19 protein-coding genes, 1 tRNA gene and 1 pseudogene are annotated in these 26532 nt (G+C 69.4%); 9 read left to right on the forward strand and 12 right to left on the reverse strand.

Annotation, left to right across the window (positions count from 1 at the left end):
- The first annotated feature begins 13 nt into the window (after positions 1 to 13).
- The 3 genes from DFP88_RS09270 (at position 14) to DFP88_RS09280 (ending at position 2376) form a co-directional block, all read left to right on the forward strand.
- Positions 14 to 90, forward strand: a tRNA-Met gene (locus DFP88_RS09270).
- Between the two features lie 305 nt (positions 91 to 395).
- The gene (locus DFP88_RS09275) at positions 396 to 989 is read left to right on the forward strand and encodes a TRAP transporter small permease subunit (RefSeq protein ID WP_110814220.1); all 594 of its coding nucleotides are present in this window, start codon (positions 396 to 398) and stop codon (positions 987 to 989) included.
- Position 990: 1 nt separating this feature from the next.
- On the forward strand, positions 991 to 2376 hold the full coding sequence (locus DFP88_RS09280; protein ID WP_110814221.1) for a TRAP transporter large permease: 1386 nt from the start codon (positions 991 to 993) through the stop codon (positions 2374 to 2376).
- Between the two features lie 74 nt (positions 2377 to 2450).
- Here DFP88_RS09280 and DFP88_RS09285 read toward each other — a convergent pair whose 3' ends face one another.
- Positions 2451 to 3548 (reverse strand): TRAP transporter substrate-binding protein, encoded by a 1098-nt coding sequence (locus tag DFP88_RS09285; RefSeq protein WP_110814222.1) that lies wholly within the window; start codon positions 3546 to 3548, stop codon positions 2451 to 2453.
- Between the two features lie 286 nt (positions 3549 to 3834).
- Between DFP88_RS09285 and DFP88_RS09290 the strand changes: the two genes are divergently transcribed.
- Together DFP88_RS09290 and DFP88_RS09295 are read left to right on the forward strand one after the other, a co-directional pair.
- Positions 3835 to 5685 carry an ABC transporter ATP-binding protein gene (locus DFP88_RS09290; RefSeq protein WP_110814223.1) on the forward strand — a complete coding sequence of 617 codons (1851 nt, stop codon included), beginning with the start codon at positions 3835 to 3837 and terminating at the stop codon, positions 5683 to 5685.
- Positions 5682 to 7595: an ABC transporter ATP-binding protein gene (locus DFP88_RS09295; protein ID WP_110814224.1), complete on the forward strand. Its 1914-nt coding sequence runs from the start codon at positions 5682 to 5684 to the stop codon at positions 7593 to 7595. The genes DFP88_RS09290 and DFP88_RS09295 overlap by 4 nt, the downstream gene beginning before the upstream one ends.
- 73 nt (positions 7596 to 7668) lie before the next feature.
- On the opposite strand, the gene DFP88_RS09300 is transcribed toward DFP88_RS09295, so the two are convergent.
- From DFP88_RS09300 to DFP88_RS09325, 6 genes are all read right to left on the reverse strand, one after another.
- The gene (locus tag DFP88_RS09300; RefSeq protein ID WP_110814225.1) at positions 7669 to 9690 is read right to left on the reverse strand and encodes an aldo/keto reductase; all 2022 of its coding nucleotides are present in this window, start codon (positions 9688 to 9690) and stop codon (positions 7669 to 7671) included.
- Positions 9687 to 11912 (reverse strand): glycoside hydrolase family 2 TIM barrel-domain containing protein, encoded by a 2226-nt coding sequence (locus DFP88_RS09305; protein WP_110814226.1) that lies wholly within the window; start codon positions 11910 to 11912, stop codon positions 9687 to 9689. The genes DFP88_RS09300 and DFP88_RS09305 overlap by 4 nt, the downstream gene beginning before the upstream one ends.
- 25 nt (positions 11913 to 11937) lie before the next feature.
- On the reverse strand, positions 11938 to 13032 hold the full coding sequence (locus DFP88_RS09310; RefSeq protein WP_110814227.1) for an ABC transporter ATP-binding protein: 1095 nt from the start codon (positions 13030 to 13032) through the stop codon (positions 11938 to 11940).
- A gap of 16 nt (positions 13033 to 13048) precedes the next feature.
- Positions 13049 to 13897 (reverse strand): carbohydrate ABC transporter permease, encoded by an 849-nt coding sequence (locus tag DFP88_RS09315; RefSeq protein WP_220032314.1) that lies wholly within the window; start codon positions 13895 to 13897, stop codon positions 13049 to 13051.
- Complete coding sequence (locus DFP88_RS09320; RefSeq protein ID WP_110814228.1) at positions 13894 to 14754, reverse strand: carbohydrate ABC transporter permease; 861 nt, start codon at positions 14752 to 14754, stop codon at positions 13894 to 13896. Before DFP88_RS09320 ends, DFP88_RS09315 begins: the two co-directional genes overlap by 4 nt.
- An 84-nt stretch (positions 14755 to 14838) precedes the next feature.
- Positions 14839 to 16122 carry an extracellular solute-binding protein gene (locus tag DFP88_RS09325; protein WP_110814229.1) on the reverse strand — a complete coding sequence of 428 codons (1284 nt, stop codon included), beginning with the start codon at positions 16120 to 16122 and terminating at the stop codon, positions 14839 to 14841.
- Positions 16123 to 16232: 110 nt separating this feature from the next.
- On the opposite strand from DFP88_RS09325, the gene DFP88_RS09330 reads away from it, so the two are divergent.
- Complete coding sequence (locus tag DFP88_RS09330; protein ID WP_110814230.1) at positions 16233 to 17141, forward strand: helix-turn-helix domain-containing protein; 909 nt, start codon at positions 16233 to 16235, stop codon at positions 17139 to 17141.
- 39 nt (positions 17142 to 17180) lie between these two features.
- Here DFP88_RS09330 and DFP88_RS09335 read toward each other — a convergent pair whose 3' ends face one another.
- Positions 17181 to 18185, reverse strand: a complete 1005-nt coding sequence (locus tag DFP88_RS09335; protein WP_342767709.1) for a lipocalin-like domain-containing protein — start codon at positions 18183 to 18185, stop codon at positions 17181 to 17183.
- 175 nt (positions 18186 to 18360) lie between these two features.
- On the opposite strand from DFP88_RS09335, the gene DFP88_RS09340 reads away from it, so the two are divergent.
- Positions 18361 to 18960, forward strand: coding sequence for an outer membrane protein (locus tag DFP88_RS09340; protein ID WP_110814232.1), 600 nt, complete (start codon positions 18361 to 18363; stop codon positions 18958 to 18960).
- A 70-nt stretch (positions 18961 to 19030) separates the two neighbouring features.
- Here DFP88_RS09340 and DFP88_RS09345 read toward each other — a convergent pair whose 3' ends face one another.
- Together DFP88_RS09345 and DFP88_RS09350 are read right to left on the reverse strand one after the other, a co-directional pair.
- Positions 19031 to 21415 carry an ABC transporter permease gene (locus DFP88_RS09345; protein WP_110814233.1) on the reverse strand — a complete coding sequence of 795 codons (2385 nt, stop codon included), beginning with the start codon at positions 21413 to 21415 and terminating at the stop codon, positions 19031 to 19033.
- The gene (locus tag DFP88_RS09350; RefSeq protein WP_110814234.1) at positions 21412 to 22068 is read right to left on the reverse strand and encodes an ABC transporter ATP-binding protein; all 657 of its coding nucleotides are present in this window, start codon (positions 22066 to 22068) and stop codon (positions 21412 to 21414) included. The genes DFP88_RS09345 and DFP88_RS09350 overlap by 4 nt, the downstream gene beginning before the upstream one ends.
- Before the next feature lie 131 nt (positions 22069 to 22199).
- Here DFP88_RS09350 and DFP88_RS17330 point away from each other — a divergent pair.
- Positions 22200 to 23540: pseudogene (locus DFP88_RS17330) on the forward strand (alpha-amylase family glycosyl hydrolase); the annotation flags it as partial.
- Between the two features lie 106 nt (positions 23541 to 23646).
- Here the strand turns inward: DFP88_RS17330 and DFP88_RS09360 are convergent.
- Together DFP88_RS09360 and DFP88_RS09365 are read right to left on the reverse strand one after the other, a co-directional pair.
- Entirely contained in the window at positions 23647 to 24753 is a 1107-nt protein-coding gene (locus tag DFP88_RS09360) for an SDR family oxidoreductase (RefSeq protein ID WP_110814236.1), read from the reverse strand.
- A gap of 144 nt (positions 24754 to 24897) precedes the next feature.
- Positions 24898 to 25227, reverse strand: a complete 330-nt coding sequence (locus DFP88_RS09365; protein ID WP_110814237.1) for an HNH endonuclease — start codon at positions 25225 to 25227, stop codon at positions 24898 to 24900.
- Between the two features lie 35 nt (positions 25228 to 25262).
- Between DFP88_RS09365 and DFP88_RS09370 the strand changes: the two genes are divergently transcribed.
- On the forward strand, positions 25263 to 26513 hold the full coding sequence (locus DFP88_RS09370) for a TIGR03862 family flavoprotein (protein WP_110814238.1): 1251 nt from the start codon (positions 25263 to 25265) through the stop codon (positions 26511 to 26513).
- The last annotated feature ends 19 nt before the right edge of the window (positions 26514 to 26532 follow it).

Raw genomic sequence — 26532 nt, forward strand, 5'->3', positions numbered from 1 at the left:
ATGACACCCCTGGCGCGGGATGGAGCAGTCCGGTAGCTCGTCAGGCTCATAACCTGAAGGTCGTAGGTTCAAATCCTACTCCCGCAACCAAATCATCAAAATCACCAAACGAAACTAACCCCGCTATAAGCGGGGGCGTTCGCGCGTCGTGGCCGTGAACCGTCCGTTGCGGTTTACAGCACCTGAGCCCCTCATGCGCTGAGTAGAGCGTCGAGGCGAGCGGCCCTGACCTCAGCCCGAGAGAATGAGGGCTTCGCTCTCACCCTTGATCGGACGCAATCCAGGCCTCGCCGCGACCCGCTCATCGTTTTCGCAGCCTTCCGCAAGCGCTCCGGGATTGTCCGGCCTGCGCATTCATGGCATCTGCGCGCAACAATCAGAACGGAGAGGCAGGCATGGGCGTTTTGGCCGCCATCGTCAGGGGCAGCGCAGCGATCAATATCATCGTCGGGCGCATTGCCTCGTGGTTCGCCCTCGCCATCGTCGTGATCTGCTTCACGGTCGTGGTGCAGCGCTACGTCTTCTCCGTCAGCTACCTCTGGATGCAGGATCTCTACATCTGGCTCAACGGCGCCATGTTCACCGCCGTCGCGGGCTACGCCCTGATGCGCGACGACCACGTGCGGGTCGATATCTTCTACCGCCCGGCCAGCCCGCGCCGGAAGGCCGTCATCGACATGATCGGCACCCTGGTCTTCCTGCTGCCCTTCGCCTGGATCGTCCTGTCCTACGGATGGCCCTTCGTGCGCCGCTCCTGGAGTTACTGGGAAGGCTCGGCCAATGTCGGGGGACTGCCCGGGCTTTTCGTGTTGAAGAGCTTCATCATCGGCTTTGGCGTTCTGCTCGCGCTGCAGGGGCTGGCGATCATCGCCCGTTCGATCCTCGTGCTGCGGGGCGAGGAGCATCGCCTGCCTTTGGCCCTGCGGTATCCGCAGGAGGCACCGGGACCCGGCGTGGTCACGGAGCCCCTTGGCGAGGGGGCGCGCTGAGATGGATCCCGTCCTGCTTGGAGAGGTCCTGTCGGGCCTGATGTTCTTCGGCATCATCGGCTTCCTGATGCTGGGGTTCCCCGTCGCCTTTACACTGGCCGGCGTCTCGCTGCTATTCGGCCTCGTGGGCTGGAGCCTCGGGGTCTTTGACCTCTCGAACTTCGGCAGCCTGCCGAACCGCTATATCGGCTACATGACGAACGAGGTGCTGGTCGCAGTGCCGCTCTTCATCTTCATGGGCGTCATGCTGGAGCGATCGCGGATCGCCGAGCAGCTCTTGCTGACGATGTCGAAGCTCTTCGGCAACCTGCGCGGCGGACTGGGCCTGTCGGTGGTGATCGTCGGCGCGATGCTCGCGGCCTCGACGGGGGTCGTAGGCGCCACCGTGGTGACCATGGGCCTGATCTCTCTGCCCGCGATGCTGCGCGCCGGCTACAAGCCGGAGCTGGCGACGGGGGTCATCTGCGCCTCGGGGACGCTGGGGCAGATCATCCCGCCCTCGACCGTGCTGATCTTCATGGGCGACATGCTCTCGGGGATTAATGCGCAGGTGCAGATGGAGAAGGGCAATTTCGCCCCCACGCCGGTCTCTGTCGGCGATCTCTTCGCCGGGGCTTTGCTGCCGGGCGTCATGCTGGTGGGCCTCTACTCTGCCTGGATCGTGTTCAAGGCGGTGACCGATCCCGAAAGCTGCCCGGCGACGCCCGTTCCCCCCGAAGAGCGCAAGCACCTGCTGCGCGAGGTGGTCGTCGCGCTGATCCCGCCGCTGGCGCTGATCCTCGCGGTCCTGGGCTCGATCCTCGGCGGCATCGCGACGCCGACAGAGGCGGCCTCGGTCGGGGCGGTCGGCGCGCTGATCCTCGCGGCGCTGCGCTGGCGCCTCTCGCCGCGCATTCTGCAGGAGGTGGTGACGGCCACGGCGACGATCACCTCGATGGTCTTCATCATCCTCTTCGGCGCCTCGGTGTTCTCGATCGTCTTCCGCCTGATGGGCGGCGACAACCTCGTGCACGGACTGCTGTCGAACCTGCCGGGCGGGACGCTGGTGCCGGTGCTGGCGGTGATGCTGCTGATGTTCGTGCTGGGCTTCATCCTCGACACTTTCGAGATCATCTTCATCGTGATCCCGATCACTGCGCCGATCCTGCTGGCGCTGGATGTCGATCCTGTCTGGCTGGGCGTGCTGGTCGGGGTGAACCTGCAGACCAGCTTCCTGACGCCGCCTTTCGGCTTTGCGCTGTTCTACCTGCGCGGCGTCGCCCCGGCGAGCCTGCCGACCTCCGCGATCTACCGCGGGATCATTCCCTTCGTCGCCCTGCAGGCGCTGGCCATCGCGATCCTCTTCATCTTTCCGCAGATCGTCACCTGGCTGCCGCAGGGCGGCTGACCTGCCCGCCCCGCGCATGAAAAAAGGCCCGGACCATCGCGGTCCGGGCCTTTCTCTTGTCGGGCGCCCCGGGATCAGAGCGAGAAGTACTGCTCGCGCGCGCGCATAAAGGGATCGTCCATCGTCTGGCTGCGCGAGCGCATCAGGTTCAGCGACTCGACGAAGCTTTCGACCGTGCGCTTGGTCAGGTCGTCGCCGCCTTCGCGCAGCTCGGTGATCACCTCCTGCGCGGCGGTTGCGCCGGCCTCGAGGATCTCGTCCGGGAACTGGCGCACCGTCACGCCGTGCTCCTCCTGCAGGGTGCGCAGGGCGCGCGGATCGTTCGCCGCGAAGTCGGCGGTGACCATGTCGTATTCCGCTTGGCTGCAATCGCGGATGATCGCCTGCAGATCCTCGGGCAGCTCCTGGTACTTGGCCTTGTCCACCGTCAGCTCGGTCGCGAGGCCGGGCTCGATGAAGGACGGCATGTAGTAGTTCTTGGCCACCTGGTAGAAGCCGAGCGCGAGGTCGTTGTAGGGGCCGACGAATTCGGCCGCGTCCAGCGTGCCCGACTGCAGCGCCTGGAAGATCTCGCCCGCGGCGACGTTGGTGACGGTGGCGCCGAGCTTTTCCCAGACCTGGCCGCCGAGGCCGGGGGTGCGGAAGCGCAGGCCCTGCACGTCCGACAGGCCGGTCAGCTCCTCGCGGAACCAGCCGCCCGCCTGTACGCCCGTGTTGCCCGACAGGAAGCTCTGAAGGCCGAACTGGTCATAGACCTCGTCCCACAGCTCCTGCCCGCCCATGTGGCGCATCCAGGCCGACAGCTCCGTGCTGGTCATGCCGTAGGGAACGCCGGTGAAGAAGGACAGCGCGGTCGACTTGTTCTGCCAGTAGTAGGCCGCCGAGTGGCACATCTCGGCGCCGCCATCGATCACCGTGTCCAGCGACTGCAGCGCCGGCACCAGCTCGCCCGCGGCATAGACCTGGATCGTCAGCCGCCCGCCGGAGGCGGCGGTGATCCGGTCGGCCAGGCGCTGCGCGCCGACGCCGAGGCCGGGGAAGTTCTTCGGCCAGGTGGTGACCATGCGCCAGGTCTGGTTGCCCTGCGCCACGGCCGGTGCGGCCAGCGCCGAGGCCCCGGCGAGGCCGGTGCCGGCAATCGCCGATTTCGTCAAGAATGCGCGTCTGTCCATCGTAATCCTCCCAAGCAGGTGCCAAGGGCCGGGTGCCAGATGCGCCGGCCTGCAGACCTGCAGAGGTAACCGCCGGAAAGCCGCCCTGTCCACCTTGCAGCGCTGCAATCGGGCCCATTTCGCGGGCAGAGGCGCCCGGATCGCGGCAAAAAGCCGCGTGCGGCGCTTGTCCCTCCTGCCGAGCCTCGGTAAGTCCGGGGCCATACGCAACGTCACGGGCCCGCGCCACGGCGCCGCCCGCAGCAAACGGAGGCCGCAGCCCGGCGGGCCTGCGGCGACAGTTCCCATGGCCGAGACGGACCAAGCCGCCGAGCAGGCGCGCATCTTCCAGCGGACCCGCGCGGTCGACACGCAGCAGGGGATCGACGCGCTCAAGCGGATCCTGCGGATGACGAAGGCGAGCCCCGGCCTCGTGACGCTGTCGGTCCTGGCCACCGTGGCCGCCGTCGCGGCGCAGCTGTCGATCCCGGTGCTTCTGGGCCGCGCCGTCGATGCCACGCAGGCCGTCGCGAACGAGACCGGCGATCAGGGCACGCTCTGGCGCATCGCCCTTGCGCTCTTTGCCGTCAGCGTTGCGCGCGGGCTCTTCACCCTCCTGCAGAACTACAGCGCCGAGGCGGTGGGGCACGGCCTTGCCCATGAGCTGCGGCTGCAGATCTACTCGAAGATCCAGCGCCTTCCCTTCAGCTTCCACGACCGGACCCATTCGGGCGACCTGATCACCGTCGGCATGCTCGACCTCGAAGGGGTGCGGATGTTCTTCTCGACCGGGGTGATCCGCACGATCCTGCTGACGCTGCTGATCGGCATCGGCGCCTGGCTTCTGCTGTCGACCGACATCGTGCTGGGGCTGCTGGCGCTCAGCTTCGTGCCCTTCGCGGCCTGGCGCAGCTCCGTCATGCAGCTGACCCTGCGCAAGACCTGGCTGATCCTGCAGGAACGGCTGGGCGTGCTCAGCCGCGTGATGGAAGAGAACCTCGGCGGCATCCGCGTCGTGCGCGCCTTTTCCGCCGCCGATCACGAGCTGACGAAGTTCGACGAGGCCTCGACCGAGGCGCTGCACCTCAGCCACCAGCGGGTGACGGTGCGGGTGCGCGATACCAGCGCGATGACCTTCGCCTTCTTCCTCGCGATGGGTCTCGTGCTCTACTTCGGCGGCCGCCAGGTCGCGGCGGGCGAGATCACGGTCGGCACGCTGGCGACCTTCCTGACCTTCATGACCATCCTGCAGATGCCGGTGCGCCAGCTGGGCCTGATGGTGAACAGCTACGCCCGCGCCTCGACCTGCGGCGCGCGTCTCTTCGCGCTGCTGGACATGCCGCTCGAGGTCGATGAGGCGCCGGATGCCCCCGACCTCAAGGTAACGGAGGGCACCCTGACGCTGGAGGGCGTCGGCTTCGAATACCAAGGCGCCGAGGGGCACAGGGCGATCAGCGGCGTCAGCTTCACCGCGCATAAGGGCGAGACCATCGGCATCGTCGGCCCGCCGGGCAGCGGCAAGTCGACGCTGATGCACCTGATCCCGCGCTATTACGACACGACCGAGGGCAGCATCCGCATCGACGGGCAGGACATTCGCGACGTCTCGCTGTCGTCGGTGCGGCACGCGGTGGCGGTGGTGCAGCAGGACAGCTTCCTCTTCACCACATCGATCGAGAACAACATCGTCTACGGCGATCCAGAGGCGCATGACCGGCGCATCCGCGGCGTCGCGGAAAGCGCGCAGCTGCACGACTACGTCCTCGGCCTGCCGCAGGGCTACGACACGGTCGTGGGCGAACGCGGCGTCTCGCTTTCGGGCGGGCAGCGCCAGCGCCTGTCCATCGCGCGCACGCTGATGATGGAGCCGGCGGTGATGATCTTCGACGACAGCACCGCGGCCATCGACGCCGGCACCGAAAGCCGCATCCGCAGCGCCCTGCGCCAGTACTCGGCCGAGCGGGTGACCCTGATCGTGGCGCACCGCCTGAACAGCCTGATGCATGCCGACCGGATCCTCTTCCTCGAGGACGGTCGCATCGTCGAAGAGGGCACCCACGATGAGCTGCTGGCCAAGGGCGGGCGCTACCGCGCGCTGCACGACCTGCAGATGCGCCCCGAGGGCGATGTCCTGGACGAGATGGAGACCGCGCGATGAGCCCGACCCGCACCGGCGAACCCCGCGATCCGCACCTCGACGGGCGCCCGCGCCTGCGCGCCGTCGTCGGCAGCGACCGGATCGAGGAAGAGATCTTCGGCCGCGCCTTCGACGGCAAGGTGATCCGCCGCATCTGGGACTTCGTCTCGCCCTACCGGCGGCAGCTTGTCATCTCGGTCGCCTCGGTCGTCGTGTTCACCCTGTGCCAGCTGGTGATCCCGCTGATCATCCGCTGGGCGATCGACCACGGCATGGGCGGTGCCGGCGGCGATGTCGGCACCGGCATCGACATGGGCGTGCTGGGCCTTGCCTGCGCGGGCTTCGCCCTGGTCGTCGCGGTGAACTACGGTGCCTCCTACCTGCAGGAGGCGGTGACCGGCCGCATGGCCGAGAACGTGCTTTTCGACATCCGCCGCCGGATGTTCAGCCACCTGCAGCGCGTGTCCCTGTCCTTCATGGACAAGACCGAGGTCGGGCGCCTGATGTCCCGCCTGCAGGGCGACGTGAACTCCATGCAGGAGTTTCTCGAGACCTCCGTCCTGTCGGTCGGGGACATGCTGCTGCTTGTCGGCATCGTCGTCGTCATGCTGGCGCTGGACTGGCAGCTTGGCCTGCTGGTGCTCTGCGTGCTGCCGGTGCTGTTCTTCGTCCGGGTGCTCTGGCTGTCGAAGGCGCGCGCCGCCTTCATGGCCGCGCATGAGGCGAACTCCGTCACCAATGGCGCGCTGGCCGAGGCGATCCACGGCGTGCGCGCGGTGCAGGGCATGGACCGCGGCCCGCTGAACGCGACGCTCTACAAGGAGCTGGCGGATGCGAACTACACCGCCCATATCCGCGCCTCGCGGCTGGCGCAGGTCATGGTGCCGATCGTCGACACCCTGACCGGCATTGCCATGGCGCTGGTGATCGTGGCCGGCGGGCAAAGGGTACTGGGCGGCACGCTGGACGTCGGCGTGATGGTCGCTTTCCTCTTCTACATCCAGCGGTTCTTCGACCCGATCCGCTCGCTGACGATGCAGTATTCGGTGATGCAGCGGGCCATGGCCTCGGGCCACCGGCTGACCGAGGTGCTGGACGTCGACGTGGATGTCGAGGACGCGCCGGACGCGACGCCGCTGACGGACGCGGACGACGGCAGCGTCGAATTCAGGGACGTCAGCTTCGGCTACAACCCCGCGCATCCCGTCCTCAAGAACGTCAGCTTCCGCGTGAACTCGGGCGAGACGGTCGCGCTGGTCGGGCCGACGGGCTCGGGCAAGTCGAGCTCCATGTCGCTGATCCACCGTTTCTACGACGTGCAGGAGGGGGCGGTCCTCGTCGGCGGGCGCGACGTGCGCGATGTGACGCAGGACAGCCTTGGCCAGCACATCGCGATGGTGCTGCAAGAGCCCTATCTCTTCACCGGCACGGTGATGGAGAACATCCGTTATTCGACCCATGGCGCCAGCGACGAGGCGGTGATCGAGGCGACGAAGGCGGTCGGCGCGCATGACTTCGTCATGGCGCTGCCGCAGGGCTACCAGTCCATGCTGGACGAGCGGGGCAGCAACCTGAGCCTCGGGCAGCGGCAACTTCTCAGCTTTGCGCGGGCGCTGGTGGCGGATGCCAAGATCCTCGTGCTGGACGAGGCGACGGCCAATATCGACAGCTATACCGAGATGCAGATCCAGAAGGCGCTGCAGACCCTGCTCAAGGGGCGCACGGGCCTTGTCATCGCGCACCGTCTGGCGACGATCCGCAACGCCGACCGCATCATCGTGCTGCAGAACGGCGTGAAGATCGAAGAGGGCAACCACGACCAGCTCATGGCGTTGGGCGGCCTCTATTCCCGCCTCTACGACATGAACTACGGCAGTTTCGACGATCTGCCCGAGGCGGTGACCGAGGCGGATCGCGCCGCCGCCACCTGAGCCGGGGGACCAAGCGGAAGGGCGCGCCATTGGCGCGCCCTGCTGTGTTCTTACGGAGGCTGCTGGCGCAGCCTCAGGCCAGCTCGGCCGGCGCCGCATCCGTTTCGAGGTTGAGCCAGGCCACCGTGCCGGGATCGAGTGTCAGCCCCACGCCCGGCAGGGTCGAGGCGATCTCGCCCGCGCTGCGCGGGCCGATCAGCGCCAGCGAGGGGAAAGGCTGGCTCAGGACCCAGGCCGTGGCGATGTTGTGGGCGCTGACGCCGCGCGCACCTGCCAGCGCCTCGGCCCTGCGGCGGCGCTCGGCATTGGCCGCGCTGCCGAAGCAGGCTTCGGGGCGGGTATCCTCTGGCAGGCGATCCCGCAGCGCCTCGGGCAGGAAATAGCCGCGCGCCTGGCTGGACCAGCTCAGGTGCACGACCTGCCGCTCCTTGAGGAAGGCCAGTGTCCGCGCGTCGTTCGAGGTGACGCAGCCCGGCCAGACCGGCCGTTCCATCACCGCGAGGCTGAGGTTGTTGTTCAGGATGCTCGGGCCCTGCAGGCCCTTAGCCTCGGCGTAGTCCTGCGCCTCGGCCAGCCGGGCCGGGGTCCAGTTGCTGCCGCCCCAGATGCCGACGCGGCCCTGGGCGATCAGCCCGTTCACCGCCTCGACGAATTCGCCGACCGGCACCTCCGGGTTGTCGCGGTGCAGGATGTAGATCGGCACATGGTTCAGCTGCAGCCGGCCCATCGAGATCTCGAACTGCGCCAGCAGCGCGCGCGGCGTGCAATAGGGGGAATGGGCGCCCTTGGAGATCACGGTGATCTCCTCCGCCACGCCGCGCGAGGCGATCCATTGCCCCAGCACGGCCTCGTGCCGCCCGCCGCCGTAGACGAAGGCACTGTCGAAGGCATTGCCGCCGGCCTCCATCCAGGCATCCCAGACCACCGCCCCTTCGGCCGGGGTGTCGCGGTTGTCGCAGCCCATGACCAGCTGGCTCATGGGCCGGTCCAGGCCCGGCAGCGTGACCTGCGGCACCTGTGGCAGCCCGGCGGGCAGGGTACGGGGCAGGCGGCGGAGGGCGCCCGGCTCTTCGGCGAAGGTGGCATAGCCCAGCTCGGCCCGCCATTGGTCCAGCACGGCGGCATTGCCGATCGAGCCCTTCGGCGACATCGCGGGGTAGGGCACCTCGCTTAGGCCCCCCAGAAGCGCGCGGCTGACGGCCTGCGCTTCGTGCATGAAGAGATGGGCGGGGTGTTTCACCCACTCCTCCGTCGTCTCGCCGTTCTTCACCAGCCGGATCACGGCGTCCGAGGGGCCGGCATTGCGGCCCGGCACCCAGGGGTCGGGCAGGGTCAGGCTGCCCTCCGTCCCCTCCACGGTGATCGAATTCTCCATGGTCCGGGTGACGGCGCAGGCGATCTCGGCGGTGATGCCGCCTTGGAAGGTCAGCAGGCCATGCGCGACCTCGTCGACCCCGGTGGGCCCAAGGACGCCGGCCCCCTTCACCACCAGCGGATCGGCGAAGCCGCCGGTGCCGATGCCGGCGATCAGCCGCGCGGCGGAGACGGGGTAGCCGCCGACGTCGAGGATGCCGCCCCCGGCGAGGGCGCGGCTGAAGAGCCGGCTTTCGGGATCGCGCGTCGCGGCGAAGCCGAAGCTGGCGCGGATGTGCCGGACCGTGCCGATGGCGCCACCCTCGATCATCTCGATCATCCGGGCGATCTGCGGATGCAGGAGGTACATGAACCCCTCCATCAGCAGCACGCCCTCCTGCTGGGCCGCCTCGACCAGGGCCACGGCCTCGGCGGCGTTCAGGCCCAGCGGCTTCTCGATCACCAGCGGCTTGCCGGCGCGGATCGCGAGCAGCCCCTGCTCGGCGTGGAAGGGATGGGGCGTCGCGATGTAGACGGCGTCAACCTCAGCGTCCGCGACCAGCGCCTCGTAGCTGTCGTGGCGGGTGGGTACGGCGTTGCGATTCCCGAACTCGGCCCGCCGCTCGGCGCTGCGGCTGGCGATGGCCTGCAGCGTGGCATCAGGCGCCTCGGCCACCCCGTCGGCGAAGTTCTGGGCGATGGCGCCGGGGCCGATGATGCCCCATCTGATCGGACCGGTCATTGTGCCTGAACCTCCACTGTCACGGGCGCGAAGCGCTGCGACTGCACCGTCAGCGTGACCGGCCCGGTGCCACCCGTGGCGCGCAGCCAGAGGCCGGTCGTCCCTCCCTCGAAGGCGGCCCAGTCCGGGCCGATGATCTGCGCGGGGCCGCTGACTTCGAACCGCGCGACATCGTTGAGGAAGGGCAGGCGGTTGCCCTGCTGGTCCAGCGCCCGGACGATCACCCGCACCTCGTCGCGGGCTTCGGCCTCCAGCACCGCCGCGTCGGGCGCGACCTCCAGCGTCGTCGGCAGCGGATCGGCGGCGAAGCGGCGGCGCGCCACCTCGGCCCCGCCGCGGTAGCCGATCACCTCGCCCTCGGACCAGGCGGCGCCCCAGCGCCCCAGCTCTTCGGGGGTGAAGTGGCGGTGGTCGATGATGACGGGGGGATGCGGCAGATGCGGATAGCGCGCGTGATCGGGACCGACGCGCTTGGACAGGCTGCCATAGCGGAACTCGACCTCGTCGCAGTTGGTCAGCACCATGAGGGGCAGGAAATCCCCGATGTTGCGGTCGCCGCGGGTCCAGTAAGTCACCGGCTCCATCACCACGCGGGTCTCGGGGTCTTGCTGGCTGGCATAGGCATGGGCGGCGAACTTCGGCTCTCGCCACATGGTGGCGACGCCGTGGTGGCAGATGCGGTCGCCCGAGCCGAAGTCCTTGTGCGTGTTGTAGTCGTAGAAGCACCAGCCGATGCAGCCCGAGATCTGCGGATCGCCGTGCATTGCGTTCAGCACGTCGAGGTGCCGGGTCACGTGTTCGACCTGCCGCTGCTCCGGATCGCCCGACTTGGTCGGGAACATGTGGCCGTTGTATTCGGTCACGATGTAGGGGACCGGCTCTTTCAGGCCCGTCGTCTCCGGGACCGGGCGCAGCGCGGTGCGCGGGCGGTTCGACATCGGGTTCTCGAAATCGCCCAGGATGAAATCGTTCATCGTGTAGACGTCTTCGAGGAACTCCGATTCCGCGCGGAAGCGGACGCCGCCGGTCTGGCGGGTGTCGTCCTCTTCATGGGCGGCGGCATTGGTCGCGGTGTAGAAGTCGTGATCGTCGAGGCTTTCGTTGATCCTGACGCCCCAGATGATGATCGAGGGGTGGTTGAAATCGCGGCGGATCATCCGGCGCACGTTTTCCACGCTCTCGGCCTTCCAGCCCTCGCCGCCGATGTGCTGCCAGCCGGGGATCTCCTCGAAAACCAGCAGGCCGATCTCGTCGCACCGGTCGAGGAAGTAGGAGGACTGCGGGTAATGCGAGGTGCGGGCGAGGTTGCAGCCCAGCTCCTGCAGCAGCTCCGCGTCCCGTTCCTGGCTTTTCCGCCCCTGCGCGTAGCCCGAGTAGGGGAAGGCCTGGTGCCGGTTCAGGCCGGTCAGCTTCAGCGGCTTGCCGTTCAGCTCGAACCCGTGGGGCGTGAACTCCACCGTGCGAAAGCCGAAGCGGGTGGAGAGGCTGTCCTCGCCCAGCGACAGCTCGAGGGTGTAGAGCGCCGGCGTCTCGCAGGACCAGAGGGTGATGCCGGTCAGCCCCTCCATCGCGATCTCGGCGGTCTCGCCGGTCACGGGGGTCTCGGCCTCGGCCAGGGTGCGGCCCTCGGCGTCCACAAGGCGGGCGGTCAGGGTGCCCTCGGGCGCGGCATCGGGGGCCGAGAGGTGCACGGTGGCGCGCAGGGACTTGGCTTCGGCCAGCGCATCGGGCGTGCGGATGGCGACCCGCTGGATCGCGACCTTGGGCACCACCTTCAGCCAGACGTCGCGGTAGATCCCGGCATAGGTCAGGTAGTCGATGCGCCCGCCGAAGGGCGGGATCTCGGGGTTCTCGCTGCCGTCGATCTTTACCGTGACGCGGGTGCCCTCCTTCGACAGATGCGGGGTCAGCCGCGCCTCGAAGGGGGTGTAGCCGTCACGATGCGCGGCGATCTTCTCGCCGTTCACCCAGACCTCGGCATCGGCCATGGCGCCGTCGAACTGCAGCGCGACCTCCTGCCCCTCGAAGCGATCCTCCCAGGGCAGGTTGATCTGGTAGGTGAAGGGCTGCTGGTAGGCGGTCTCGTCGAAGTAGCTTAGCGGCAGCTCGACCGCGCTATGCGGCAGCTCGACCGATGTGCCCTCCAGCGGCTCGGTGGTGCGGGCGGGATCGAAACCGGGGACGAATGTCCAATCGGCGGTGTTCAGGGAGCGAAGGCGCATTGGGGGTCCTGTGGTAGGGGGGCGGTCAGCGCAGGCGCGCGCCGCTGTCGTCGAAGAGAAAGGCGCGGGCGGCGGGAATGGCGACGGTCAGCCTCTCGCCCGCGTGTTCGGAGGCCTCGGCACTTTCGGGCGTCTCGGGGCGCTGGGCGATGATCTGCGCGCCCGAGCGGGTGCCGGAATAGACGAAGCTGGTGGCGCCGAGATGCTCGATCACCTCGACCTCGAGGGTGATGTCGCAATCGCCCTGACCGGCGGGGACGAAATGCTCGGGCCGGATGCCGAGGGTGACCGCCGCGCCCTCGCGCGGTAGCGTTTCGAGGGGCAGCTCGATCTCGCCGCCCCGCTCCAGCCGCAGGCGCACCCGCCCATCGCCGCGCGAGACGACTGTGCCTGGCAGGAAGTTCATCCGGGGCGAGCCGATGAAGCCGGCGACGAACTGGTTCGCCGGGTCGTGGTAGAGCTCCAGCGGGCGGCCCACTTGTTCCACCCGGCCAGCGCGCAGCACGACGATGCGGTCGGCCAGCGTCATCGCCTCGGTCTGGTCGTGGGTGACGTAGATCATCGTGGTGCCAAGCTCGCCGTGCAGGCGGGCGATCTCGACCCGCATCTGCACCCGCAGCTCTGCGTCGAGGTTCGACAGCGGCTCATCGAAGAGGAAGACGGAGGGATCGCGCACGATGGCGCGGCCGATGGCGACACGCTGGCGCTGCCCGCCGGACAGCGCCTTGGGCCGGCGGTCCATCAGCGGCTCGATCTGCAGGACCTCGGCGGCGCGGCTTACCCGCGCCTCGGTGTCGGCCTTGTCGTTGCCGGTCATCCGCAGCCCGAAGGACATGTTCTGCGCGACCGTCATGTGCGGGTAGAGCGCGTAGGTCTGGAAGACCATCGCCGTGCCCCTGTCCGAGGCCTCGACATCGTTCACGACGCGCTCGCCGATGCGCACCTCGCCGCCCGAGATATCCTCGAGCCCCGCGATCATCCGCAGCAGCGTCGATTTCCCGCAGCCCGAGGGGCCGACGAAGACGACGAACTCGCCGTCCTCTACCGTCAGGTCGACGCCGTGGATCACCTCCGCCGCGCCGAATCGTTTCTTCACGTCGCTCAAGCTGACGCCAGCCATGCTCGGCCCCTTTCCCTTATTTGACGGCGCCGGCGGTGATGCCGGACATGAAGTGACGCTGCAGCGCCACGAAGACGACCAGCATCGGCACGGTCAGCAGCACGGCGCCGGTCATGATCCCGCCCCAGCTGACGCGGGTGAAGCCGATCAGGCTGCCAAGGGCCACCGGCGCCGTCATCATCGACGGGTCCGAGGCGACCAGAAGCGGCCAGAGGTAGTTGTTCCAGGAGGCCAGGAAGAGGATGATCGACAGCGCCGCGATGGTCGGCCGCGCCATCGGCATCGCGACGCGGGTGAAGATCTTCCACTCGCTCACGCCCTCGACCTGCGCCGCATCGAAGAGATCCTGCGGCATCAGCGAGAAGCTCTGCCGCATGAAAAGGACGCCCAGGCTGTTGAACAGCGGCGGCACGATCAGCGCGATCCAGGTGTTCGACAGGCCGAAGTCGCGGGCGACCATGATGAACTGCGGGATGACGACCACGAAGTAGGGCAGCGTCAGCGTCGCAAGGATCACCCCCAGCACCACGCCCCGCCCGCGGAAGCGGTAGCGCACCAGCGCCCAGCCGGCCATCGAGGTCAGCATCACCGACAGCACGGTATAGATCACCGCCACGAAGACCGAGTTGAAGAGCGTCCGCAGAAAGCCCGTGTCGGCCTCGAGCGCGCGGAAGTTCTCGATGAAGTGGGTCGAGGGGATCAGCTGGATCTCGGGGCTGAAGATGCCGCTGTCGGGCATGGTCGAGAAGACGACCATCATCCACAGCGGAAAAAGCCAGACGATCGCCAGCGGCACCATCACGAGGTGCAGCAGGGTCATCCGCCGGCGCCGCGTCGCGGTGCGCGATCCGGTCCCTGCGGTCATGTCGCGTCCCTCCCGAGCCAGAGGTTGAGCAAAGAGATCACAACGGCCAGCGCCGCGATCGTATAGGCCACCGCCGAGGCATAGCCGAAGTTCAGCACGGTGAAGCCCTGCCGATACAGGAACAGGCCCAGCGTTTCGGTCGCGCCGCCGGGGCCGCCGCGGTTGGTGATCAGGAAGGGCTCGGCGAAAAGCTGCATCGTGCCGATCACCGACAGCACCACGCAAAAGACGATGATCGGGCGCAGCAGCGGCAGCGTGATGTAGAAGAATTGTTTCACGGGTGACACGCGGTCCAGCGTCGCCGCCTCGTAGACGTCGTCGGGGATCGACTGCAGGCCCGAGAGGATGATGATCGCGTTGTAGCCGGCCCAGCGCCAGGTCACCGCCATGATGATCAGCGCCATCGCCGCCGTCGGGTCCGAGAACCACGACACGGCGGGCAGACCGACGCCTTCGATCAGCTTGTTGATGACGCCGAAATCCGCGTTGAACATCAGCCGGAAGACGGCGGCATAGGCGACCTCGCCGACGACGACGGGGGCGAAGAAGGCAAAGCGCATGATCCCGCGCGCCTTCAGCAGCGTGCTGTTCAGCAGCACCGCCAGAAGCACCGCCAGCGCGATCATCACCGGCACCTGCACGACGAGGATCAGCAGCGTGTTCTTCAGGGCGTTGAAGAATTCGGGATCCTGCACCAGCCGGCCCCAGGTCACGCGGGGGTTCCAGGTCCAAGGCTGGCGCCGCGTGAAGAGGAACGACAGGTAGAAGGAATAGAGGATCGGCCATATCCAGAACGCCGCGAAGACGATCAGGTAGGGCGACAGAAAGCCGTAGGCCGTGCCGGTTCTTTGTTTCATCGCGTCTCGCCCGCCTCCCCTCGGGCCGCGGCCTGCGCCGCGTCGGTGTGGGTGCCGGCCCCTCTGGCCCGGCACCCGCCGTCGTCACTGGGCGACGGGCAGCCCGGTCACCAGCTCGATCTGGTTCGCGGCATAGTCCAGCGCCTCCTGCGCGGTCCCGAAGCCGCCGTTCAGGTACTGGGTCTGTGCCTGCTGCACGATCTGGTCGGCATCGCCGAAGAAGGAGGTCCCGCGCGAGGGGGCGATGTCCGGCAGCGTCGCGAGGATCACTTCCCAGACCGGCTCGTCACCCCAGAAGGCCAGCGGCTCCTGCACGTAGGGATCGTCCTCGGCCGACAGCAGCGAGGGCACGAGGCCGTATTCCCGCAGCATCGTCACCTGCCCCTCGGCGGTGCCCAGGGCGTAGTCGACAAAGGCGAAGGCCGCCTCCTTGTCCTCGGAGGTTTCCGAGATCGCGAGGGCCGAGCCGCCGAGGTTCGCGGCGCGCGCGCCATCCGCCTCGACGCCCGGCATGCGGTAGACGCCCCATTCGCCGGACTGGTCCTCGGGGACATTGGTGCGGATCGAGCCCTCGTACCAGCCGCCGTACATCTGCGTCGCGACGGTGCCGGCGTTGTTGGCCTGGATCTTCTCGTCCCAGTTCGCCGCCGTCATCAGGTCCGCGTCGTAGATCGCCTTCATCGCGTCGAGCGCCGCCACGCAGCCCGGCTGCGCCACGGTGATCTCCTGCGCGTCGTCCGAGAAGTAGCCGCAGCCCTGCTCGTTGGCGATCATGCGGAACCACTCGGTATCGCCGTTCAGGTCGGCCTGCGCCATGATGACGCCCTCGTTGGCCTCCTGCACCGCGCGGCCGGCCTCGATGAAATCGTCCCAGGTCTCGATGCTCTCGGGATCGACGCCGGCGGCCTCGTAGTAGTCGCGGCGGTAGAACATCGCGACCGGGCCGCTGTCCCAGGGCATCGCGTAGCGGGTGCCGTCCACCTCGAGCTCGGTGCGCTTGAAGTCCGGAAATTCGTTCGCGGTCTCGTCGTCGTAGCCCAGCGCCGCGAGGTCGGTGAAGCAATCCGGGAACTGCGCCCAGAAGATCTCGCTCTCGTGGTTCTCGACGGTGACGATGTCCGGCAGCCCCGATCCCCCGGCGGCGCAGCCGGCCAGCATCCGGTCGAAGACCTGGCCATTGCCCAGATCCTGCACCGTGACGGTGACGTCCGGGTACTCTTCGTTGAAGCCGGGCACCACCGCCTCGAGGGCCGAGGCCGCGACGTTCCAGCTCCAGATCGTGACCTCTCCCGACAGGTCCTCCTGCGCTGTTGCCGCGCCCGAAAGGGCCGTCACACCGGCCGCAAGGGCCATCCGCGTGATCCTCATGATCCGTCTCCTCCCGTTTTCATGTTGCCCGGTTTTCGGGCTCTGCCTACTCTAGCCGGCACCCCGCGCCCGTCTCTGCCGATGGGCGGGCGGATCGCGCGAAAGGTAAGATGGGCACGAAGCGCTACTGGAACCCCGATCTCAGCACGGTCGAGAAGCTGCCCAATGCGCTCGTCGTCAGCTGCGAGCAGCCCGGCATCATGGCCAGCGCGCATTGGCATGCCCAGGTCGAGGTGAACTACGTCTTCCGCGGCAGCCTCAGCTACAGCATGAAGGGCTACGAGGTGACGCTGGGCCCCGGCGCGCTGGCCCTGTTCTGGGGCGGCCTGCCGCACCGGGTCGTCGATACCGCCGAGGATACCTACTACCACGCGATCCACCTGCCGCTCGTCTGGTTCTTCCGCCTGCGCTTCGCCGCGCCGCTGCAGCGCCAGCTGATGCAGGGCGCGACCCTGTGCACCGCCGCGCCCGCGCCCGAGGACGATCCGCTCTTCACCCGCCTCGGCGCCTGGCTTTCCGGCGACAGGCCAGAGCTGACCGGCCATGCCATCGAGGAGCTGTTGCTCCGGCTCGAGCGGATCGCCTACCAGCCGCACAGCCTGCACCAGGCCCGCCCCGAAGCGGAGGCGGCCCACCAGGCCGAGACGGCCAGCTTCGATTCGGTGCGCCGCATCTGCGACTACATCGCCGAGAATTTCCGCGAGGACATCCATTCCCAGGACATCGCCCTCTCGGCCGATATCCATCCCAAGTACGCGATGAGCGTGTTCCGCAAGTCGACTGGCATGACGCTGAACGATTACGTCAGCCTGCTGCGCGTCTCCTATGCGCAGGCGCTCCTGATGGAGGACGGCCATTCCGTGCTCGAGGTGGCGATGGACAGCGGCTTCGGCTCCGTCTCGGCCTTCAACAAGTGCTTCCGCAAGCTCGCCGGCACCACCCCCTCGGATTACAAGCGCGCCCTGCGCGGCCCACGCGGGGCCACTGCCGTCTTCTCTTCCGAAATATCCCGGGGGTGAGGCCGCAGGCCTCAGGGGGCAGCGCCCCCTTGCCCGGCATCAGGGGGCCTCGTAGCCCGTCATCTCGAGGTACCCGCGCCCCGCCATGCTGCCGCTCACCGTCACCGGCCCCTCCCAGTAGGGCGGGGTGACGGCCATCCAGGCCCCTGGGTTCAGTGCCTCGACCGTCACGTCGACGCCCTGCTCGGGCAGGGTCACGCGCCAGCGCACCGGCGGCTCGGCCCCCTCCTGCGCCAGCGGCTCCGCGGCGAAGCTCTCGCCGGCATAGGCCGTCGGCGTGCCGTCCGCCGCGATCCAGGTGGCCGAGGTGTAATCCTCCGCGCCGCGCAGGCGAAAGCCCATCAGCCGCGCGCCGCCCTCGAAGCTCAGCGAGAACCAGTCCCAGCCCTGCTGGTCCTCGGCCAGCGGCTGGCTCGACCATTCGTGGTCGAACCAGGCCTCCCCGGTCACGGGCACCGTCCCCTCGGGCAGCTCCAGGGTGCCCTCGATCTCGAAAAAGGGCTGCGAGTAGTAGTAGCTCGACTGCCCCGAGGGCGATTTGACCGAGAGGCCCTCCTGCCCGTGCAGCACCAGCGGTCCCTCCGCCTCGAGCGTCATGGCGTAGGAGAACGCCTCCCCCGAGGCCGAGAGGGTCAGGGCGTCGAAGCTGTCGCCGGCCATCTGCCAGTCGTCGATCCAGGCCTCGAAGGGATCGGCCTGCACCCCGGCCTGTCCGATCCCGCCGCGCGCGAGGCGCTGGGCGACGTGCTGCGCCTCGGGTGTCGTGACGGCGGCATGACCCAGCCAGACCTGCGGCGCCGACCAGCCCGAGCCCGCCTCTGGCGCGAGGGCAGAGCGGAACAGTGTCCATTGCAGCCCGTAGGGCCTGCCATCCGGACCCTCGAGGTTGGCGGTGAGGTACCACCATTCGATGCGAAAGGCCGGATGCGCCCCGTGATCGGCGGGAAAGGCGGGCGGCACGGCGGGATCGGGCAGGGCAAAGCCCTCGGCCTCGGTGCCCAGGCCGGCGAATCCCTGCGCCGAGGCAGGGCCGGCCAGGGTCAAGACTGCGGCAAGACATTTTCCGGCGTGCAGCAGGATCTGCCCCTGCGTCACGCCTGATCCGCGGCCTGCGTGGAGGCTTTCATGCAACATCAACAGCCCCCGGAACCGCCGGCCTCTTTAACCTTCCGCCTGGTTTCATAAATGCCTCCTTGTCGATCCAAAAGGAGAAGAAACGATGAAATCTGTCGCAGCACTTATCGCTCTGCCGCTGACCGCCACCGCAGCCTTCGCCGGCGGCATGGCCACCCCCACCGTCCAGCCCGAGCCGACCGTCGTCGCCACCCCGGCGCCCGTCGCAACCGTCGCCGACTGGTCCGGCTTCTACGCCGGTCTGCAGTACGGCCAGGGCAATGCCGAAACCGATGGCGCCGTCGCTGACCTCGACGCCGACTTCGACGCCTACGGCGCCTTCGCCGGCTACCAGCGCGACTTCGGCCGCTTCGTCCTCGGCGGCGAGCTGGACTACAACACCGTCGACGTCGACGGTCTCGACGAAGATGCCGACCTGACGCGCCTGCGCGCCAAGATGGGCTACGACGCCGGCCGCTTCCTGCCCTACCTGACCGTTGGTGCGGCTCAGGTCTCGCTGGATAACACCGCGATCGGTGACATCTCGGAAACCGGCGTCACCTACGGCATCGGCGCCGACTACCTCGTCACCGACCGCTTCTCGGTCGGCGCGGAATACACCCGCAACCAGTTCGACGAAGTCGAGAACACCGACATCGACCTCGATACCGACATGGTTCAGGTCCGCGCGGCCTACCGCTTCTGATCGCGCGGGCCTCTGGGCCCGCCCGTATCGGAACAGGAATGGCGGCCCCTCGGGGCCGCCATTTTCGTATCTAGCGTTCACCGGCAAAGACCTTCAGCAGGGCCGCCGGCGGGGTCCGTGCCAGCCGCCAGGCGGGCCAGGCGGCCGCCAGCAGCGCCGCCAGCAGCGCCAGCAAGCCCAGCCGCGCGTAGTCCCAAGGGAACAGCGTCATCGGCAGCCGCCAGCCGAAGGCCTCCACGTTGACGACCGCAAGCAGGATCCAGGCCAGCGCCAGCCCCAGCGGCAGGGCGGCCAGCGCCGTCAGCGCCGCCAGAAGGACGGCGCGGATCAACTCGAGCCGGCCCAGCCGCGCCCGCGTCAGCCCCAGTGCCCAGACGGGGGCAAGCTGCGGCAGCCGCATCGCGGCGAGCGTCAGCAGGCTCATCAGGATGGCAAATCCCGCGACCCCCAGCGTCAGCACGTTCAGCGCCGCGGTGACGGAGAAGGTCCGCTCGAAGACGCCCAGCGAAAAGGCCTTGAGCGCGGCCTGGTCGGTCATCGCCGCCTGCGGCACCCCGGCCTCCTCGAGCGCCGCGCGCAGCGCCGGCACCTGATCGGGGGGCAGGCGCAGGCCGAAGCGCAGCGGCAGGGCGTCGGGGTAGAGGCGGCGGAAGGCCTCTTCGCCGAGGATCGCCTCGCCCGAGGGGTTGCCGTAATCGCCGTAGACGCCGATGACCGGCAGCGCCCGCCCCGGCGCGACCTCCAGCGCATCGCCCAGGTCCAGATCCGCGCGGCGGAACAGCTGCTCGTTCACCAGCAGGCCTTGGCCCGCCGCGAGCCTGTCCCAGACGCCGGGGACCGCGCGCAGGAACTGCCAGTTGTCGCGGTAGGTCTGCGCATCGCGCGCCATCTGGACCTGGCCCGGCGCACCCTCAAGCTCTCTGTCGACGCTGGCCAGCGGCAGGATCTCCCGCGTGGCGGGGGCGGCGATCGCCTCGATCCTTTCGGCCTGCGCGGGGTCTGCGGCCTGAACGTAGAGCTCCGCCGCGAGGCGCTGGTCGAGAAAGGCGGTGAAGGTCAGCCGAAACGACGAGACCATGGTCGAGACGCCCACATTCGCCGCCATCGCCAGCAGCAGCGCCATCAGCGCAAGGCTGAGGCCCGGCAGTTGCTGGCGGCTGTCGGCCCAGAACCACTGCGCCAGCGGGCCCTTCGCCGCCCGCTCCCCGGCGCCCAGCACGAGGCCCAGCAGCAGCGGCAGCGCCAGCGCGCCGCCCAGCAGCAGCGCGGCAAGGCAAGCAAAGCCAGCGATCAGCCCCTTTCCCCAAAGCGCCAGCGCCCCCGCCGCGCCCAACAGCGCCAGCGCCGCCAGCGTCTGCACGGTCCGCCCGCCCGCCGCGCCCATGGCCCAGGCCCGCGGCTGCCCGCCGGACAGAAGCGGCATCCGCGCCAGCCGCGCAAAAGCCGAGGCCGAGGCAAGCGCCGTGCCGATCAGCGCCACCGCCAGCCCCGACAGCAGCCAGCCGGGCCGCAGCGCCAGCGTGCCCGCCACCTCGGCCCCGTAAAGCCCGCGCAGCGTCGCCGCCACATTCGGCAGAAGCAGCGCCGCCATCAGCCAGCCCAGCCCCACGCCCAGGATGCCCGCGACCAGCGCGAGGCCCAGAAGCTCGGCCCCCATCAGCGCCAGCAGCCGCCGCAGCGGCACCCCCAGCGCGCGCAGGGTGCGCAGCATCGGGCGCCGCTGCTCGAAGGACAGGCCCACGGCGCCGTGCACGATGAAGATGCCCACGGCGAAGGCGAGCAGCCCGAAGGCCGTCAGGTTCAGGTGAAAACTGTCGGTCAGGCGCCCGATGTCCGATCCGTCCTGCGCCGGGCGCAGGACGAGGGCGGGCGCCACCTCGGCCAGCGGCGGCCGGCCCAGCGGCTGGCCCGGCGCGACGACAAGGCGGTCGATCTGCCCATCGCGGTCCAGCAGGCGCTGGGCAAGACCGATGTCGGTCAGCGCGGTGCCCGGCGCCGCACCCGGATCGGGGACCAGCCGGGCACCCGTCTCGGGCAGCGCCTCCAGCACCTCGGGGCGGCCGAAGATCTCTCCGGCGCCTAGGAAGGCGGCGATATCCGCGCCGTCCACCTGCACGGGTGCCAGAGCGCCGGGGGCCGTCAGCGGGTCGATCCCGACGAGCCGCTGGCCGGCCAGCCGCCCCTCGACGACAGGGCTGACCTGCCAGCCGGCGCGGCGCAGCGCGACGTAGGTCTCCTGCGCGATGCTGCCGCCATCTTCGGGCACGAGCTGATCGTAGGCGCCTTCGCCAAGCGTGGCGGCGGCGGCATCGTAGCTTGACCGCGCCTCGGTGTTGATCGCCTGCACCCCGGTCCAGAGGCCGGTGGCCAGCGCGAGACCCAGCACCAGCGTCAGCAATTGCAGCGGCGCGCGGCGCCAATGCGACAGAAGGGCAGAGAGGACGGCGCGGTTCACGCCAGCCGTCCGCCCGTCAGGTGCAGCCGCCGGTCCAGCCGCGCCGCCAGCGCCTGGCTGTGGGTCACCATCAGCAGCGCGGCGCCGCTGCCCGTGACCAGCGCGAGCATCGCCTCCAGCACATGGGCCGCCGTCGCCTCGTCGAGGTTGCCGGTCGGCTCGTCCGCCAGCACGAGGCGCGGCGCCGCCGAAAGCGTACGGGCGATGGCCACGCGCTGCTGCTGCCCGCCCGACAGCTGCTCGGGGTACTTCGCCAGATGCGGCGCAAGGCCCAGCGCCTCGGCCAACTGGGCGTCGCGGGCGGCATCGTGCCGCCCGGCGAGGCGGGCCTGGAAGGCGATGTTCGCCGCCACGTCGAGCGAGGGGATGAGGTTGAACTGCTGGAAGATCACGCCGACCGTCCCGCGCCGCAGCCGCGCGCGTCCTGCATCGTCGAGCACTGAAAGCTCCTCCCCGTCCAGCGCGATCTGCCCGCCATCGGGCCGGTCCAGCCCGCCGACGAGGTGCAGCAGCGTCGATTTCCCGCTGCCCGACTCTCCGGTCAGGGCGAGGCTTTCGCCCGCGGCGAGATCGAGATCGACGCCCCGCAGGACGGGGGCGGGCCCCTCGGCGCCGGGATAGGTTTTCTTCAGGTCGCGGACTGTAAGCAGCATGGCAGGACAGGTAGAGCAGCCGGAGGCGGGGACGAGGGGCGGCGGGTGCCGCGCACCTCGGCGTGAGGCGGCGATCCGATGCGGGCCGTGCTTCGTAGCCCCGGCGGTGATGCAAGAGAATTGGACGATTCATGACAGGATGCCCGCTGGCCCCCGCGCCGACGATCTACCAGATCTACCCGCGCTCCTTTCGCGACACGACGGGCAGCGGGATCGGCGATCTGAACGGCGTGACCGAGGGGCTGGAGGCGATCGCGGCGCTGGGCGTCGACGCGATCTGGATCGGACCCTTCTACCCCTCGCCCTGGGACGACGGGGGCTACGACATCACCGATTACCGCGCCGTCGATGAAAGGCTCGGCACGCTCGAGGATTTCGACCGGCTGCTGGCGCGGGCGCATGAGCTGGGCCTCAAGGTGCTGATCGATCAGGTGCTGAACCACACCAGCTGCGAGCATCCCTGGTTCGAGCGTGCGATCGCGGGCGACGAGGATTGCGCCGAATACTACGTCTGGCGCGATCCGAAGCCTGATGGCACGGCGCCCAACAACTGGCTTTCGCAGTTCGGAGAGCCCGGCTGGATGTGGAACCACAAGCGGCGGCAGTACTACTTCCACCAGTTCCTCGCCTGCCAGCCCTCGCTGGACCTGCGCCACCCGCGGGTGAAGGAAGAGCATCGCAAGACACTGAAATTTTGGGTGGACCGGGGCGTCGACGGCTTTCGCTTCGATGCCGTGACCTCCTTCCTCTTCGACGGGATGGAGGACAATCCCCCCGCCAGCCCCGAGGTGAAGGCCCGCGTCTCGGGCGATGCCTTCAACCCCTATACCTACCAGGACCACGTCTACGACATCCTGCCCGGCGACGGCGCCGCCTATGCCGAGAACCTGCGCGACTGGGCCGGAGAGCACCTGTGGCTGATGGGCGAGAGCACCGCCGGCAACAACTCTGTCGAGCTGGCGCTGTCGTTTTCCGAGCCGCACCGCCTGAATGCCTGCTATACCACCGATCCGGTCGAGAAGGGGCGCGATCCGCAGGCGCTGGCCGCGCTGATCGACGCGATGCAGGGGCAGTTCCGCCTGCCCTGGTGGTTCTCAAGCCATGATCAGCCGCGCTCGGCCTCTTCGCTGGGCGATGGCGGGCCACGCGGGGCGAAGTTCCTCGCCCTTCTGCGGGCGGTGCTGCCCGGGGCGCTGATCCTCTACCAGGGCGAGGAGCTGGGCCTGCCGCAGCCGCACCTCGAAAAGAGCGAGAACGGGGATTACTACGACAGGCTCTACTGGCCCGACGGGCCGGGGCGCGAGGGGGCGCGGGTGCCGATCCCCTGGCTCGAGGATGATGGCAGCGGCGGCTGGGGCTTTACCACCGGAACGTCATGGCTGCCGATGCGCTGGCAGGCCGGCCATAGCCGGGCCGCGCAGGAGGGGGACGAGGACAGCGTCCTGCACGCGACGCGCGCCGCGCTGGCGGCGCGGCGCGCGCATGGATGGGAGGTGCCAGATGCGCTCGAGGTCGAGGCTACGGATCAGGTGCTGCGGCTGACGATCACCACCGGGGCAGGGCGCTGGCGCGCCGTCTTCAACTTCTCGGAGGACGCGCCACATAGGGCGCCTGAAGCGGCTTCCGGCGCCCCGGAATACGCGAGCGGAGCGGTCGATGGGGGGCTCCCCCCTCTGACCGGAGCGATTTGGCGGCTGTGAAGGCCAGAAGGCCGGCGGCCAGACCCACCAGCGGCACCGCGGCGACGGCGGCGCTGCGCAGGCTGTCGCCGTTGACGATGGGGCCGCGCGCCTTGGCGCGATGGTCGAAGCTGCCATGGGCGCGGGCAGGGTAGAAGCTGCCCGGCCCGCGTTCGGGGAAATCGACCGGCGCATCGAGGTTGTTGGGCCGCCCGCCCGGCTCGGGCCGGCCGGAGTACTGCATCGACCAGCCCATGCGGGCCATCTTGCGATCCATCCAGCCCGGCGCGACCGCCTGGCCCAGCATCAGCTTGAGCACCGAAGTGCCGACCCAGATCTCGCGCGCGCCGGTGCGGATGGCGCGCATCACGCCGCGGGCCGCGACCTCGGGCTGGTAGATCGGCGGGGCGGGCTGCGGCTTCTCCGTCAGCCGGTTCAGCGCCCAGTCGAATTGCGGCGTGTTCACCGCCGGCAGCAGCACCTGGCTGATGGTGATCGGCCGGCCCTCATGGATCAGCTCGGAGCGCACCGCCGAGAGGAAGCCGTCGATGGCGTGCTTTGAGGCGCAATAGGCCGATTGCAGCGGCACGGAGCGCTGCGTCAGGCCGGAGCCGACCGAGACGATCCGCCCCTCGCCCATCCAGCGCAGCGCGAGGCGGGTGCCGTTGACCTGCCCCAGGAAGGTAACGGAGACGATGCGGTCGAATTCCTCGACGGCCATCTCCTCGAAGGGAGAGAAGCTGGTGATCATCGCGGAGTTCACCCAGACCCCGGGACGCCCGATGCGGTTCACGAGGCCTTCGACGGCAAGACCCAGCGCCTCGGCATCGGCGACATCGGCGGCGGCGGTCGCCACCCGCCCGGGAAACTCGGCCTCGAGCGCGTCGAGACGCTCCTGCCCGCGGGCGATGACGCCGACGTGGTAGCCGGCGCGCACCAGCGCCTCGGTGACGGCGCGACCGACGCCGGCGCTGCCGCCAAGGACGAAGGCTGTGGTTCTGGACATGGGGTGGCTCCGGATGCTGCGGTTCAGCCACGTCAACCGGCGCTGCGAAGGGCGGTTCCCTTGCCCGGCCCGAGGGGGACCGGCGGCGGGGGGCATCGAGCCCCCCGTCGCCGGGGCCGCAGGGGCGGCCGTCCCGCCCGGCGCCTAGCGGCGCTTGCCGCGGGTGCGGCGGGCGCCGGGGACCTTGCTGTTGAACTCGGGCGGGCGCTTCGCCACCCAGGCGGCGAATTTCGCGAGGCGAGGGTGCGCACGCAGCGCCTCTGGCGTGGCATAGGCGCGCGCCAGCTCTGCCTCGGTCAGGGTGGCGTGGATCTCGCGGTGGCAGATCGCATGCAGCAGGACGGTCGGCCCATGGGTGCCGCCCTTCAGCTTGGGCACCAGATGGTGCAGACTCTGCGGCACGCCGGGCGGGATCGGCCGGCCGCAGAGCGCGCAGGCCGGGATTTCCTCGGCCCCGTGTTCATCGACTGACATGCCCCGCGATATGGGGCCCGCGGAAAGAGCGTGTAGTGGCACAGCAGGCAGAAAACGCGGCCCGCGAGGCGCTGGTGATTGGCGGCGGGCCGGCGGGGCTCATGGCCGCTGAGGCGCTGGCGGAGCAGGGGCTGGCGGTCACGGTGGCCGAGGCGATGCCGACCTTCGGGCGCAAGCTGCTGATGGCCGGCAAATCCGGCCTGAACCTGACCAAGGAGGAGGATGCGGTACGCTTCCTCGGCGCCTATGGCGATGCGCCCGAGGCACTGCGGGCGGCGCTGGACCGTTTCGGCCCCGTTCAGGCCATGGCCTGGGCCGAGGCGCTGGGACAGCCAGTCTTCACCGGCACCTCCGGCCGGGTCTTTCCGCGCGCGATGAAGGCCTCGCCCCTCCTGCGGGCCTGGATGGCGCGGCTGCGGGGCGCCGGGGTCACGCTGCACACGCGTTGGCGCTGGACCGGCTGGGACGGGGAGGCGGTGCTTTTCGACACGCCCGAGGGGGCGCTGGCGCTGCGCCCCGCCGTCACCGTGCTGGCGCTGGGCGGGGCAAGCTGGCGCAGGCTGGGATCGGACGGCGCCTGGGCGGCGCGCTTCGGGGCGGATGCGGCGCCGTTCAAGCCGGCCAACATGGGCTTCCTGCGGCCCTGGTCGGCCCATATGGCGCGGCACTTCGGCGCGCCCCTGAAGAACGTCGTGCTGCAGGCGGGCACCGTGCAGGCGCGGGGCGAGCTGGTGATTTCGCGCAGCGGGCTGGAAGGGGGCGCCATCTACGCCGTCTCCGCCGCGCTGCGGGAGGGGGCGCCGCTGCGTATCGACCTGGCGCCCGATCTCGCGCCCGAGGCGCTGGCCCGGCGGCTGGAGGCCGGGCGCCGCGGCGACAGCACGGGCCAGCGGCTGCGCAAGGCCGGCCTGCCGCCCGCCGCCATCGCCCTGCTGCAGGAACTGGCGCGCCCGCTGCCGCCCGAGGCGCCGGCACTGGCCTCCCTGATCAAGGCATTGCCGGTGCCGCTGGAGGGGCCGCGCCCGCTGGACGAGGCGATCTCGACCGCCGGGGGCCTGCGCTTCGCGGCGCTGGACGAGGCGCTGATGCTGAAGGCGCGGCCCGGCACCTTCGCCGCGGGCGAGATGCTGGACTGGGAGGCGCCGACCGGCGGCTACCTTCTGACCGCCTGCATGGCGACCGGGCTTCTGGCGGGCAGGGCGGCGGCGGACTGGCTGCTGCGGGGGCAGCCGGATGCCGCTGCAGACCGGCAGACCTGCTTTCCTTCGGGCCCTCCTTCCGACTAGGGTGGCCCGAGATTTAAAG

It is taken from the genome of Pseudoroseicyclus aestuarii, assembly GCF_003217255.1.
Taxonomy (GTDB): domain Bacteria; phylum Pseudomonadota; class Alphaproteobacteria; order Rhodobacterales; family Rhodobacteraceae; genus Pseudoroseicyclus; species Pseudoroseicyclus aestuarii.

Coding starts and splice junctions, on each gene's coding strand:
- DFP88_RS09360 (WP_110814236.1), bottom strand. CDS start 24,753: ATGTCCAGAACCACAGCCTTCGTCCTTGGCGGCAGCGCCGGCGTCGGT.
- DFP88_RS09300 (WP_110814225.1), bottom strand. CDS start 9,690: ATGACCGGTCCGATCAGATGGGGCATCATCGGCCCCGGCGCCATCGCC.
- DFP88_RS09290 (WP_110814223.1), top strand. CDS start 3,835: ATGGCCGAGACGGACCAAGCCGCCGAGCAGGCGCGCATCTTCCAGCGG.
- DFP88_RS09315 (WP_220032314.1), bottom strand. CDS start 13,897: ATGACCGCAGGGACCGGATCGCGCACCGCGACGCGGCGCCGGCGGATG.
- DFP88_RS09310 (WP_110814227.1), bottom strand. CDS start 13,032: ATGGCTGGCGTCAGCTTGAGCGACGTGAAGAAACGATTCGGCGCGGCG.
- DFP88_RS09330 (WP_110814230.1), top strand. CDS start 16,233: ATGGGCACGAAGCGCTACTGGAACCCCGATCTCAGCACGGTCGAGAAG.
- DFP88_RS09320 (WP_110814228.1), bottom strand. CDS start 14,754: ATGAAACAAAGAACCGGCACGGCCTACGGCTTTCTGTCGCCCTACCTG.
- DFP88_RS09285 (WP_110814222.1), bottom strand. CDS start 3,548: ATGGACAGACGCGCATTCTTGACGAAATCGGCGATTGCCGGCACCGGC.
- DFP88_RS09295 (WP_110814224.1), top strand. CDS start 5,682: ATGAGCCCGACCCGCACCGGCGAACCCCGCGATCCGCACCTCGACGGG.
- DFP88_RS09365 (WP_110814237.1), bottom strand. CDS start 25,227: ATGTCAGTCGATGAACACGGGGCCGAGGAAATCCCGGCCTGCGCGCTC.
- DFP88_RS09280 (WP_110814221.1), top strand. CDS start 991: ATGGATCCCGTCCTGCTTGGAGAGGTCCTGTCGGGCCTGATGTTCTTC.
- DFP88_RS09325 (WP_110814229.1), bottom strand. CDS start 16,122: ATGAGGATCACGCGGATGGCCCTTGCGGCCGGTGTGACGGCCCTTTCG.
- DFP88_RS09340 (WP_110814232.1), top strand. CDS start 18,361: ATGAAATCTGTCGCAGCACTTATCGCTCTGCCGCTGACCGCCACCGCA.
- DFP88_RS09275 (WP_110814220.1), top strand. CDS start 396: ATGGGCGTTTTGGCCGCCATCGTCAGGGGCAGCGCAGCGATCAATATC.
- DFP88_RS09305 (WP_110814226.1), bottom strand. CDS start 11,912: ATGCGCCTTCGCTCCCTGAACACCGCCGATTGGACATTCGTCCCCGGT.
- DFP88_RS09350 (WP_110814234.1), bottom strand. CDS start 22,068: ATGCTGCTTACAGTCCGCGACCTGAAGAAAACCTATCCCGGCGCCGAG.